This window comes from Arcobacter pernae (assembly GCF_049472135.1).
Classification (GTDB): Bacteria; Campylobacterota; Campylobacteria; order Campylobacterales; family Arcobacteraceae; genus Arcobacter_B.
The window spans coordinates 110,558-123,641 of record NZ_JBMOVV010000005.1 but is presented as its reverse complement, the minus strand read 5'-3'; the positions used below and the strand labels follow the sequence as shown (position 1 = coordinate 123,641).

15 protein-coding genes are annotated in these 13,084 nt (G+C 29.3%); all 15 read left to right on the top strand.

Annotated features, from left to right (window positions below):
* Positions 1-30: 30 nt before the first annotated feature.
* The 15 genes from ACH5BF_RS07640 to ACH5BF_RS07570 all read left to right on the top strand — a co-directional run bounded on the left by ACH5BF_RS07640 (position 31) and on the right by ACH5BF_RS07570 (position 13,080).
* Positions 31-897 carry an NAD(+)/NADH kinase gene (locus tag ACH5BF_RS07640; protein ID WP_423273622.1) on the top strand — a complete coding sequence of 289 codons (867 nt, stop codon included), beginning with the start codon at positions 31-33 and terminating at the stop codon, positions 895-897.
* Positions 897-2,429, top strand: coding sequence for an AAA family ATPase (locus ACH5BF_RS07635; RefSeq protein ID WP_423273621.1), 1,533 nt, complete (start codon positions 897-899; stop codon positions 2,427-2,429). The genes ACH5BF_RS07640 and ACH5BF_RS07635 overlap by 1 nt, the downstream gene beginning before the upstream one ends.
* A gap of 413 nt (positions 2,430-2,842) precedes the next feature.
* Positions 2,843-4,174 carry a sulfite dehydrogenase gene (gene soxC / locus ACH5BF_RS07630; protein ID WP_423273620.1) on the top strand — a complete coding sequence of 444 codons (1,332 nt, stop codon included), beginning with the start codon at positions 2,843-2,845 and terminating at the stop codon, positions 4,172-4,174.
* Positions 4,146-5,327 (top strand): c-type cytochrome, encoded by a 1,182-nt coding sequence (locus ACH5BF_RS07625; RefSeq protein WP_423273619.1) that lies wholly within the window; start codon positions 4,146-4,148, stop codon positions 5,325-5,327. Before soxC ends, ACH5BF_RS07625 begins: the two co-directional genes overlap by 29 nt.
* Positions 5,328-5,344: 17 nt before the next feature.
* Positions 5,345-5,689 (top strand): sulfur oxidation c-type cytochrome SoxX, encoded by a 345-nt coding sequence (soxX, locus tag ACH5BF_RS07620; RefSeq protein ID WP_423273618.1) that lies wholly within the window; start codon positions 5,345-5,347, stop codon positions 5,687-5,689.
* A gap of 16 nt (positions 5,690-5,705) precedes the next feature.
* Positions 5,706-6,155 (top strand): thiosulfate oxidation carrier protein SoxY, encoded by a 450-nt coding sequence (soxY, locus tag ACH5BF_RS07615; protein ID WP_423273617.1) that lies wholly within the window; start codon positions 5,706-5,708, stop codon positions 6,153-6,155.
* Between the two features lie 68 nt (positions 6,156-6,223).
* The gene (gene soxZ, locus ACH5BF_RS07610) at positions 6,224-6,541 is read left to right on the top strand and encodes a thiosulfate oxidation carrier complex protein SoxZ (RefSeq protein WP_423273616.1); all 318 of its coding nucleotides are present in this window, start codon (positions 6,224-6,226) and stop codon (positions 6,539-6,541) included.
* Between the two features lie 41 nt (positions 6,542-6,582).
* Positions 6,583-7,518, top strand: a complete 936-nt coding sequence (soxA, locus tag ACH5BF_RS07605) for a sulfur oxidation c-type cytochrome SoxA (RefSeq protein WP_423273615.1) — start codon at positions 6,583-6,585, stop codon at positions 7,516-7,518.
* A 12-nt stretch (positions 7,519-7,530) separates the two neighbouring features.
* Complete coding sequence (locus ACH5BF_RS07600; protein ID WP_423273614.1) at positions 7,531-7,965, top strand: hypothetical protein; 435 nt, start codon at positions 7,531-7,533, stop codon at positions 7,963-7,965.
* A gap of 105 nt (positions 7,966-8,070) precedes the next feature.
* A complete protein-coding gene (locus tag ACH5BF_RS07595) occupies positions 8,071-8,724 on the top strand; it encodes a rhodanese-like domain-containing protein (RefSeq protein ID WP_423273613.1) in 654 nt (217 codons plus the stop codon).
* 19 nt (positions 8,725-8,743) lie between these two features.
* Positions 8,744-10,510, top strand: a complete 1,767-nt coding sequence (gene soxB, locus ACH5BF_RS07590; protein ID WP_423273612.1) for a thiosulfohydrolase SoxB — start codon at positions 8,744-8,746, stop codon at positions 10,508-10,510.
* A gap of 95 nt (positions 10,511-10,605) precedes the next feature.
* Positions 10,606-11,394, top strand: coding sequence for a thioredoxin family protein (locus ACH5BF_RS07585; RefSeq protein WP_423273611.1), 789 nt, complete (start codon positions 10,606-10,608; stop codon positions 11,392-11,394).
* Complete coding sequence (locus ACH5BF_RS07580) at positions 11,394-11,834, top strand: MOSC domain-containing protein (RefSeq protein WP_423273610.1); 441 nt, start codon at positions 11,394-11,396, stop codon at positions 11,832-11,834. The genes ACH5BF_RS07585 and ACH5BF_RS07580 overlap by 1 nt, the downstream gene beginning before the upstream one ends.
* Before the next feature lie 10 nt (positions 11,835-11,844).
* Positions 11,845-12,282, top strand: a complete 438-nt coding sequence (locus tag ACH5BF_RS07575) for a DsrE family protein (protein ID WP_423273609.1) — start codon at positions 11,845-11,847, stop codon at positions 12,280-12,282.
* Positions 12,283-12,297: 15 nt separating this feature from the next.
* Entirely contained in the window at positions 12,298-13,080 is a 783-nt protein-coding gene (locus ACH5BF_RS07570; protein WP_423273608.1) for an alpha/beta hydrolase, read from the top strand.
* Positions 13,081-13,084 lie beyond the last annotated feature (4 nt).

Here is a 13,084-nt window from a genome sequence, read left to right as displayed (position 1 = left end):
CCTAAAAATATATCTTACTAGGATAAAAAATTGAAACTGAAAAAGAGTCTTAATCTATTAGAAAATATTAAAAGTGCAGGAATAATTTTAAAACCCTCAAGTCCAGAATTAAAAAAAGATTATCTAAAGATAAAAAGAATTTTTAATGAAATGGGAATTGAAACAACTTTAGAGTATAACTCAGCACAAATGATTGATTTAGAAGGTCATAGTTTAGATACTTTATGTAAAAATGTTGATTTTTTAGTTTCCGTTGGTGGAGATGGAACGCTTTTATCAGTAGTAAGAAGATCATTTAAATATAATATACCAGTTTTAGGAATTAATCTAGGTACATTAGGATTTCTTACAGATATTAATATGGATGAGTTAGAAAAGTTTTTGATTGATTTTAAAAATAAGAAATACAGAATTGATAATAGAATGATGATTGAAGGTAATCTGAATTTAAATAGTTTTGTTGCTTTTAATGATATTGTTATTTCAAGAAAATCAATCTCTTCAATGATATCTATTGATGCAAAAATTGATGGAAGACCTTTTAACTCTTATTATGGTGATGGTGTTATTATTTCAAGTCCTACAGGTTCAACGGCATACAATTTATCTGTGGGTGGTCCTTTAGTTTATCCTTTAACAGAGGCATTTATTATTACTCCTGTTGCTCCTCACTCTTTAACTCAAAGACCATTAGTAATGCCTGCTGATTTTGAAATAGAATTTAATATCTCTGATAATCAAGGTGCAGTTGTTATTGTTGATGGACAAGATATTTATGAAATAGGGCAAAATGAATCTATAAAAATTAAGATTGCACAAGAAAACGCAAGATTGATTCATAGAAGTGAGAGAAACTATTTTGATGTATTAAATGAAAAGTTAAGATGGGGTAACTAATGATTGATAGAGTTTATTTAGAAAACTGTTTATCTTTTGAAAAAGTTGAATTAAATTTTCAAAATGGCTTAAATGTTTTTACTGGACCTAGTGGTGCTGGTAAATCAATATTGATGAATGCAATATTATCTTTATTTTCGTTAAGTGATGTGAAAGCTAATCTTGGTGAAGTAACTTTACTTAATTCAGGTGTTGAGTATGATTCATTTGATATCTCAAAAAATGATGATATTGTAATCAAAACAATTAAAAAAGAAAAAGTAAGATTTTTTTTAAACAATCAAACAATTTCTAAAAAGAAGTTAAATGAGTTTAGTTCAAGTTTAATTAAACATTTAAATTTAAAAGATACTAGTGATTTTCAAAGTTCAAAACTAGTTAATTTTTTAGATACATTAGCTAAAAAAAGAAATAAAAAATTTACTGCTTTAAAAGATGAATATGATGCTTTATATATTGAGTTAAAAGAAGTAAATGAAAAATTGGCAAAGATATATAGTGATGAAGCTAAACTTGAAGATCTTAAAGAGTTTGCAAAATTTGAAATCGATAAAATTGAAGCAATAAATCCTCAGATTGAAGAGTATGATGAGTTAAATGAAATTAAAAAGAAACTTGCTAAAAAAGACAAACTTGAAGATGCTATAAAAGAAGCATCAGTGATTTTAAACTATAACTCATCTGTTAACAATGCATTAGAACTACTAGAAGTAGACAGTAGCTTTTTTGATGATACTATGAATGAGCTAACTAATATCTTTGAAAAGTTTAACGACTCATTATATGAGTTAGAAGATATTGATATTGAACATGTATTAGATAGAATTGAAAAACTTTCTTCTTTACAAAAAAGATTTGGTTCTATTAAAGAGTGTTTAGATTATAAAGAACAGAAAATAAAAGAGCTAGAGTCTTATGAAAATATCAGTTTTGAAAAAAATAAATTGATAAAAAAAGAAGAACAGCTAAAAAATGAGATACAAGTTTTATCATCTAATATAAGTGATATAAGAAAAGAGACTAGTTTAGTATTAGAAGAAAAAATTAATAAATATTTAAAAGATTTATATTTAAGCAATGCAAAAATCTTATTTGAGAAAAAAGAACTCGATAAAACAGGAATTGATTTAATTAAATTTGAACTTTCTGGTGTAAGTTTGGAAACTATAAGTTCAGGTGAATTTAACAGATTAAGGCTTGCATTACTTACTTCTATGAGTGAATTTGATATTGTAGATAATGGAATACTTTTTTTAGATGAAATTGATGCTAACTTAAGTGGAAAAGAGAGTGAAGCAATTTCAAGAGTACTTACAAAATTAGCAAATTCATATCAAATATTTGCTATTTCTCATCAGCCTCAACTTACATCATCTTCAAATCAACATTTTTTAGTTGATAAAAAAGATGGAAAATCAATCGTTAAAAAACTTGATTCTAATGGTAGGATAAATGAAATATCTAGAATGATCAGTGGTGAAAATATAACAGAAGAAGCTGTAAAATTTGCAAAGAATCTATTGAATAATTAAGAATTATTCAATAAATATTTTTTATAAAGCTAAACTGAATAGATATTCAGTTTATCTTTTTTTTTATAAAAAAACTCACATAATGTTACTTTTATACTCAACAAGTAAAATATTATTTATTTTTCTAAAAATTTTTTTTATACAACTATTGATAAATGAAAATTATCATAAATATAAAAAAATCTATTTAATCTTGTAAAAACTAGTATTTACAGCTATTTAATTGCTATTATGAATTATATAATAAATATAAGTTATGATATTTATATGATATACTAATAATAGTTTGGTTATATCTAAATATAAGTTTTTTTTATATTAAGGTATTTAGTTTTAATTAAGAGTTAGCGACTTATAATTGGAATGTTTGTCTTGGTATTAATATAGAATACCAAATTATATAAGGAGGAATGATGACGAAAGTAAGTAATAATTCTGAAAAAACTTTAGACGTTTCTGAGAAGAAACTAAGTAGAAGAGATTTTTTCAGAAAAACAGCCGTTTATTCAGCTGGTGCTATTGCAGCTGCAAATGTTTTAAGTCCTGTTAAAGCAAAAGCAGATGATCCTGCAATTATGAATGAAGCACCATGGGGAATAAAACTTGGTGATAAAACTGATAAGTATCCATATGGAGTACCTTCTCCTTATGAACATAATGTTGTTAGAAGAACTACTGAACTTTTATCTTCAGGTGATAAATATGCAACTGTTTCAATGTGTCCTTTACATGAGTTAGATGGTATTATTGTACCAAATGGTTTATTCTTTACTAGAAATCATGGTGGTACAGCTCATATTGATCCTAAAGAGTTTAGATTAATGATTCATGGAAAAGTTAAAAAAGAAGTTGTTTTAACTTTAGATGATTTAAAAAAATATCCAAGTGAAAGTAGAATTTACTTTATTGAGTGTCCAGCAAATGGAAGTACTGGTTGGAGAGGACCTCAATTTAATAACTTACAGTTCATGAAAGGAATGATGAGTCAAGCTGAGTGGACAGGTGTAATGCTAAAAACTGTACTTGAAGATATTGGTTTAGAAAAAGATGCTTTATGGATGTTAGCAGAAGGTAGTGACAATGCTACAAATCCAAGAACAATTCCTGTTGAGAAAGCATTAGATGATGCTATGTTAGTTTGGGGTCAAAATGGTGAAGCATTAAGACCTGAACAAGGTTATCCTTTAAGATTACTTGTTCCTGGATGGGAAGGTAACTTAAATACTAAATGGTTAAGAAGATTAGAATTTTCTGATAAGCCATGGCATGCAAAAGAAGAGACATCTAAATATACAATGCTTCAAAAATCTGGAAAAGCAATTCAATTCTTCTGGATAAATGAAGTTAATTCTGTTATCACATCTCCATGTCCTGAAAAGCCATGGACTCATCTGAAAAAAGGTGATATGGTAGAGGTTGAAGGTATTGCTTGGTCTGGACAAGGAACTATTAAACATGTTGATATTTCTATTGATGGTGGAGATAACTGGGTTGAAGCAAGCTTAAAAGGTTTAGTTTTACCAAAAGCTTGGACAAGATTTAGTTATATCTATAAATGGGATGGAAAACCTATTTTATTAACAAGTAGAGCAGTTGATGACACAGGTAATGTTCAACCTACAATTGATCAAGAAACTTCTACTGTGGGTGTTGAAAATATCTACCATAGAAATGGTATGGTTACTTGGGAAGTTAATTCTAAAGGGGAGGTTAATAATGTTCACATTAGAAAACATAAAGCTTAAGAAGACTCTTTTAGGGTTAGTTGCTACTACTGCTTTATTAACTTCATCATTTGCTGCTCAAAAAGTTGTAGATGGTGCAATTAAGTATGAAGTAAAAGATGGTAAATATACTGCTTATCATGTTAATACTCAAAATGTAAAAGAGTTTAATCACTTTAGAGCTGCTACTAAGAATGAAATAGCTGCATGGAATACAGATGTTATGCCTGATGGAACAGGTTTACCAATGTATGATACTAAACATGGAAAACCAGTTTTAGAAAATGGTAAACCAAAAAAGGCAGAAGGTTCTGTTGGATGGGGAAATGAACTTTATGATGCACAATGTGCTATGTGTCATGGTGAGTTTGGTACTGGTGGAAAAGGTTATCCTCCATTATCAATTGGTGAAGCTTCAACTGCATCATTAAGTAAACAATTACTAAATCCTGCAGACGAGAACCCTAGTCCTGAAGGACCAACTAAAGTTATTGGTACATACTGGCCATACGCAAGTACATTATTTTGGTATATAAAAGATTCTATGCCATTTAATCACCCAAAATCATTAACTAATAGCGAAGTTTATGCAATAACTGCATATTTACTAATGGAAAATGGTATTGAAATCGATGGTGAAGAATTAGACGAAGAGTATGTTCTTGATAGAGAAAAATTTTTAAAAATTAAAATGCCAAATGAAGATGGTTTTTATCCAAATGTAGATACTAAAGATCCTAAGCAAGCTATTGAAAATATGAGAGCATTTTTAAGTGATCCTAAAAATTATGGTACTGGTACTAGATGTATGAAAGATTGTATCAAAGGTAAAGTTCCTGTTCTTAGAATTAAAAATGAGTTAAAAGACTTTGAGCCGCCTGCATCTACTGAAAGATCTTGGAAAGTGGCTGAAGTTAAAGATAGCGTAGCTGATCCAAAAGCTAAAAAAGCTTATGAAACATCATGTGCTGCTTGTCATGGAAATAAAGCAATTGGAGCTCCAGTTGTTGGTGATAAAGAAGCATGGGCTTCAGTACTTGCAAAAGGTAAAGAAGCTGTGTATAATAATGGTATCAAAGGAATAAATGCAATGCCTCCAAAAGGTGGAGCTATGAATTTATCTGATGAAGAGTTCAAAAAAGTTGTTGATTATATGATTAACGCTAGTAAATAAAGGGGCAAGGAATGAAGATGATAAAAAATTTATTAATAGCAGCTGCTATTAGTACAGTTTCTCTTACTGGTGCAGTAGCAAATGACGCTTTAATTAAACAAGGTAAAGATATCTTTATGACAAAAAATAAAGGTAACTGTCTTGCATGTCATGCTATTGAAGGTATGAAAGTTGATGGACCTGGAAGTATGGGACCAAAACTTCAGGCTTTACAATACTGGCCAGATGAGGCTTTATATGACAAAGTTTATGACCCATATACAACAAACCCAATTTCAGCTATGCCAGCATTTGGTAAAAATGGATGGTTAAGTGATAGTGAAATTAAAGCTGTTGTAGCATTTTTAAAAACAATTAAATAAATAAAAGGAATATATTATGAATAGAAGAAATTTTTTAGGATTCGGATTAGGAGCATTAGCATTATCAATGGCACCTTCATCTTTAAGTGCTGTAAATTTTAGAGATACTAAACCAAAAGCTTGGACTGCTACAAAAGTAGATGCAGCAATGAATGAGCTTTTTGGTACAACTGCAACTACTAAAGGAAAAGTTAAATTAAGTGCTCCTGATATTGCAGAAAATGGTGCAGTTATTCCTGTAACTGTTTCTTCAAAATTAGCAGGTTCTAAAGTAGCAATATTCCAAGATGCAAACCCTGAAAGTACAGTTGCTGTATTTACAGTGCCACAAGGTGGAATTATTGATTATTCAATCAGAATTAAAATGGCTAAAACTGGAACTGTAACAGCTGTAGTTGAAGCAGATGGAAAATTATACGCAGAATCTAAATTAGTTAAAGTTACAATTGGTGGATGTGGAGGTTGATTTAAGCTCTCCCCTAATTAAAAAGATTTAAAACTAAATAATAAAAAAGAAATATAAAGGAATATAAAATGGCTGGTAAAACTAGAATTAAAGCAAAATTAAAAAATGGTGTTGTAACTATTAAAGCTATGGCTAAACATGAAATGTTAAGTTATCAAGAAGCACAAAGAGCTAAAAAAGAAGCTAACTTTATTACATATTTAACTGCAAAAGTTAATGATAAAATTGTATTTGAAGCTTCAACGTCTCAATTCTTATCAAAAAACCCATACTTAAAATTTAAATTTAAAGCTGATGCAGTTGGTGCTAAAGCTGGTGATGAGATTGTAATCTCATGGGTTGATTTAAAAGGTGACTCTAGAACTGACAAGAGTAAAATTAAATAGTTAGTTACAAATATGTAACTAGCTATACCTAAGGAGAGATTATGTTATTAAAAATTGCTAAGACAACTGCATTATTAGCTCTAACTTCATGCGCTTTAAATGCAGCTGATTTTAATGCTCAAGCAGAAAAAGATAGACTTGCATTAGTTGATTACTTTGAAGCTAAATTTAAAGATCCTTATGGAAATAAAAATACTTTTTTCCCATACTCAACTGATGATGAATTAAAAAACAATATTATTAGTGGTCTTAAATTTGAAGAGTTTTCAAAAGGAAATTATGCTTTTTCTAAAAATGGAAAAGTTTCATATGAAGAGATTAATGAATTTCCTCCATACGAAGAGTTTGTAGAGTCTGGAGAGAGTTTATATAATAAACCTTTTGCAAATGGAAAGTCATTTAAAAATTGTTTCCCTAATCCTGATGTAGCAGGAGATTTCCCATACTATGATGATAAAAAAGATCAATTAGTTTCTTTAACATCAGCTATTAATACATGTTTAAAAGATAATGGTGAAAAGCCATGGAAAACATCTAAAGGTAAAATGGCACATCTTCAAGCTTATTTTGCAAATGAGTCAAAAGAAGCAGAGAAAAAAGTTAATATCCAAATCAATAGCCAAGCAGCAGCAGAAGCTTATGAAAGAGGGAAAGAGTATTACTATTCTCAAAGAGGTTATTTAAAACTTTCTTGTGCTACATGTCACGTTCAAGGTGCTGGTCAAAGAGTTAGAAATGAGAGTTTATCTCAACTTTTAGGTCAAACTTCACACTTCCCTGTATATAGATTAAAATGGGGAGCAGCTAGTGCTTCAAATGATGGTTTAGGTACATTAGAGAGAAGAATGTCTGGTTGTGTTAAAGACCAAGGTCAAGTTCCTCCAAAAGATGAGTCAGAAACTATGAAAGAGTTATTATACTTTATGGCTTATATGTCAAATGGAATGCCAGTTGATGGCCCAGATATTAGAAAGTAAGAAGGAATTATTATGAAAAGATTATTAAATTTATCATTAGCTTTAACAACAGCATTTGCTATTAGTGCTTGTGCAAAAACTCCTTCTGCTCCTGAAATGGCATCTAAAATTGATATAGAAAAAGTATGTAGTGTAGAAAAAAATGGTATTTCTAAAGTTCTAGAAACTGCTAAAAAATACAATACTATTGCTCAAGAAGAGGGTTTAGAGTTTAGAAGATTAGGTGTTAATAACTCAGGAATTATAGTAGCTGTTGAAGAAGCAATTAAAACAGGTGCTAAAGAAGTTAATCCAAAAGATTTCAAAGGTAAAAAGTCTAAAACAGTTTTAGAAACTAACTTTGCTGCCCATAGAGCTTGTAAATTTGCTATTAGAGCATTACAACAAGCACATGAAGCTAAATCAACTTGGAAATTAGCTCAGCCAGGTGAGGGTTATAAATACTAAAAAGATTTTAAAATAGTGTTTTAAGAGTCAAGATTTTATATCTTGGCTTTTTTTTGTCTTGATAATTAAGAAAGATTATTAATTAATAAAAATTTGGAGAATAATATGAAACTTTTAAGAAAAGCATTATTGGCAACTACACTTACTGCAATGTGTTCAAGTTTGGTATTTGCTGAGGGTGAAACATCTAAATTTGTTCCAATTTCAAAAGGTGTGAAATCTATTGAAATGAATTTAAATGGTGAAAAATTCACTTTAATGAGAAATCAAAATCCTGGAAATGTAATTTCTGAGTTATACAACACTACAAATAGAGGTGCTCCTCAACCAATGAGTATAGCTAAAGGTGTTGAAACTGTTGGAGAATTAGAGTTTATTGAATATATGAAAAAAGCACAATCTGATAAATCAATTGTAATTTTAGATTCGAGAAAACCAGGATGGCATGCAAAGCTTAGAATTCCAGGTTCTGTAAATGTTCCTTTTACTAACTTTAATAGTAAAGAAACAGCAGTTGAAATGATGGAAGATGAAATGGGTGTAGTTGAAAAAGAAGATGGTACATTAGATTTTTCAAATGCAAAAACTATTGTTGCATATTGTAATGGATACTGGTGTGGACAAACACCAGCAATGGTTAAAAATGTTAAATATTCATTGTTAAATATGGGGTACCCAGCTGAAAAAATTAAATACTACAGAGGTGGTATGCAAGCTTGGACATCATTAGGATTTACTGTTGTAGGTTCTGGAAAATAATTAATTAAAAGGTATTTTAATGAGTAAATTAAGCAGAAGAGAATTTGTGTATATGATGGCAATGTTAGGAGCTGCTCCTGTATTTGCTAATTCTCATACAAGAATGACTGACACAAATAAATTAGAAGATTACTATAAATTAAAACCATTTGGTAATGCAAGATTAATGCATATGACAGATTCACATGCACAGCTTTTACCTGTATACTTTAGAGAACCAAGTGTTAACTTAGGTTTTCATGGTAATTATGGTAAACCACCACATATTGTAGGTGAAAAACTGTTAGATTATTATGGAATTAAAGGTAATAAAAGATTAGAGTACGCATACTCTTGTGTAAATTTTGAAAAGCATGCAAAAGCTATGGGAAGAACAGGTGGTTTCTCTCAAATTAAAACTGTAGTAGATTTCTTAAGAAAAAGTTTTGGTGAAGATAAAACTTTACTTATGGATGGTGGAGATACTTGGCAAGGTAGTGCAACTGCATTATATACGAGAGGTAAAGATATGGTTGGTGCTATGAACTTACTTGGTGTAGATGTAGCAGTTGGACACTGGGAGTTTACATATAAGGCTGAAGAAGTACTTGAAAATGTTAAATTACTTAATGCAGAGTTCTTAGCACAAAACGTAAAAGTTAAAGAAGATGCATTATTTGATGGTTCTGCTGAAGCTTATGATGAAGATACAGGTCATGCATTTAAACCATATACTATTAAAAAAATGGGTAATGCAAGAGTTGCAATTATTGGTCAAGCGTTCCCTTACACTACTATTGCAAATCCACAAAGATTTATTCCTGATTGGACTTTCTCTATTAATGATGAAGGTATGCAAGAATTAGTTGATGAGGTAAGAGAATCTGAAAAACCTGATGCAGTTATTGTATTATCACACAATGGATATGATACTGACAAAAAGATGGCAGAGGTTGTTACAGGAATTGACTTTATTATGGGTGGGCATACTCATGATGGTGTTCCAGAAGCATATCCTGTTAAAAATGAAGAGGGTACTACTTACGTTTGTAATGCAGGTTCAAATGGTAAATTCTTAAATGTACTTGATTTAGATATTCAAAATGGAAAAATCAAAGACTTTAAATTTACTTTACTTCCAATCTTCTCAGATTTAATTCCTGAAGATAAACAAATGAAGAAATATATTCAAGATGTTAGAGCACCTTATTTAAAAGAGTTAACTAGAGAGATTGCAACAACTGATGAAACTCTATTTAGAAGAGGTAATTTCAATGGTTCTTGGGATCAAATTATTTGTGATGCTTTAATGGAAGTTAAAGATGCTGAAATCTCTTTATCTCCTGGATTTAGATGGGGAACATCTGTAATGCCTGGTCAAGCTATTACTTTTGATGATCTAATGACTCAAACGGCTATGACATATCCTGAAACATATAGAAGAGATATTTCTGGAAAAGATATTAAGCTTATTTTAGAAGATGTTGCTGATAACTTATTTAATGAAGATCCTTTCTATCAGCAAGGTGGAGATATGGTAAGAACAGGTGGTATTTCATATAAAATTAATCCAACAGCAAAAATGGGTGAAAGAATTAGTGATATTCAACTTACAAGAAATGGTGCTAAGTTAGAAGCTAATAAAAAATATTCTGTTGCTGGATGGTCTACTGTTGGTGCTAAATCACCAGGTGAACCTGTATGGGAAACTGTGGAAACATATTTAAGAAATGTTAAGCATATCCAAAATCTTAAAGTTGATACTCCTGATATTGTAGGAATCAAAGGTAATCCTGGAATTGTTTAATTATTGAATAAAGTATAAAGATTACTCTTTATACTTTTTCAATTTAATAAGTCTCTTTATTTAAGAGGTTTATTAAATTGAATAGAGGAAAAATAATGAGAATTTTATTAGCATTTTTATTTATTATAAATATTTTAAATGCAGATTACATAAAAGGCAAAGAGATATTTGATACTAAATGTGCAAGTTGTCATAAGGGATATATCTCTTTCTCAAAATTAAAAGAGAATTATTTTCAACGAAATAATGAACTATTAAATTTAGAAGTGCCTACTGTAAATATGCTTGCTTGGGCTATAATGGAAAGTTCTAGAAAAATCGGTGATCCAAATGACCCTGAAATGAGAGTTATTGAAATTGAAGAGTACTTAAAAGAGTATTTATCTAATCCTGATATAAATAATAGTATTTGTGATGTTCATGTTAGAAAGTATTATAAGAAAAAAGAGCCTATGAGTATTTCTGATGAAGAAGCAACTAATCTAGCATTCTATTTTATGGAATATAAGAAAAACAGATTAAAAAATACTCCTTCAGCAGTAAAAATATTAGATAAAAAATATGATGAAAAAGAGTTAATTAAAGAAGCTCAAGAACAAGGTAAACATTTTATTGTTTATGCAACTTCTCAAAGTTGTTATTTTTGTAAAAAAATGAAAAGAGAAGTTCTTGATTTAGATGAAATTCAAGAGAAAATCAATGAAGATTATATTTTTATTGAAGTAGATGTTGATTTTGTTAAACTTCCTTTTGATTTGAAAAAAAAGTTTAAAGGAATGACTCCTACCTTTTTTATTTTAACACAAGATGGTAAACTTTTAAATATATATCCAGGAGCATGGGTAAAAAAAGATTTCATTGAAATATTAAAGGAAAATTTATAATGAGTTTAGGAAAAGTAATTAATACTTTTAGTGCAAAAAAAGGTGAAAGTGGTTCACCTAGACCTATGGTTAATGAGTTAAATTTAATTGAAGGTTATGGTATTGAATTTGATAAGTTTGCAAATAAAGATTTAGATAGTACTGTAATGATTGTAGGTTTACCTTCATATAAAATAGCATTAGATAATGAAATAGAATTAGAAGAGGGTAGTTTAGGTGAAAATATTCTTTTAGATTTTAATCCTCAGGATTATGAAATAGGTTCAAAATTTAAAATAGGTGATTCAGTTGTTGAGGTAACTCAAAAATGTACTATATGTAATCACTTAGCAGTATTTAGTAAAGAACTTCCTGTAATTGTAAAAGATTGTAGAGGGTTATACTGTAAAATTATAAAAAGTGGTATTGTTAAAAAAGATATGACTGTAGAGAAAATATAAAAGGATTTTTATGAAAAAAATAGTGTTAATTTTATTTTTAAGTATTTTTACTTATGCTCAATCAACTTTCAGTGATCCAAAACCTAGCTTTGAGAATCCAAGAAAAGTTGCTATTCAATTATATGATTCAGAATTAGGAAAGGTAAATCATAATCTAAGTACGATTTATAATATTTTAAAAGAGTATCCTAGTGAGTCTTTAAAGGTTGTTGTAATTGCTTATGGTAATGGTGTTAGAGCTTTAAAGAAAGATTATGATGCAAAGACACTTAGTAGAATAAACTCTTTAATGGAGTATGATGTTGAATTTATTGTGTGTAAAAACACAATGGAAACTATGAAGTGGACTAAAGAAGACTTTATTGATGATGTTGAGTTTGTTCAAGCAGGAATTGTTGAACTAATTGAAAGACAAGTTGATGGATATATTGGAATAATAGCTTATTAATTAAAGGAATTGATTATGATTGGAAAAAGATTTTTTAAAACAGCATTTTTAATAGCATTTTTAGCAAGTTTTTTACATGCGAATGAAGAAAACTGTAATAAAAAAGGTGAGAATTATTTATACGTTGGAAAAGAGTGTTTACAGCTTGCTATCACAAAAACAGAAGATAGTGATACTTTAAATATTATTTTACATGGAACATGGGATAGGGGAACAAATACTTTAGGAAGATATGCACCTTTTGCTGAATCATTAAATATGATTACTGATTTTACAACAGTAGCAATAGCATTACCAGGTTACTCTAATTCAACAACTAATAGCTTTCCAAGTTTAGATAATGATGAAATTAAAAATTTAGCAGCAAAAAGAGAGTATGTTGAGTTTGTTGCAAAAGTTATACAAAAACTTAAAGAAAAGTATGATGTTGAGACTATAAACTTTATTGGTCACTCTGCAGGTGCAATGATTGGAGCAACTATTACAGGTTTATACCCAGAGTTAATAAATAATATTGCTTTAGCTGGTGGAAGATATGATATTCATGAAGTATCAGATGCTAAAGATTTGATTTCTGCTATTGATGTAATTGATGACATTTCAAAAGAAACTAAGATTTTACTTATTTATGGTACTGAAGATAAAATCTCTAAACCAGAAGTTACAAAAAGCTTTTATAAATTAGCAAAAGATAAAGGATTATTAGTTAAGCTAATTGAGGTAAAAGGTGCACCACATCTTGATTTAGATATGCATGATACATCAGTTGAAGCAATAACAGAACTACTTGAACAATAAAAAA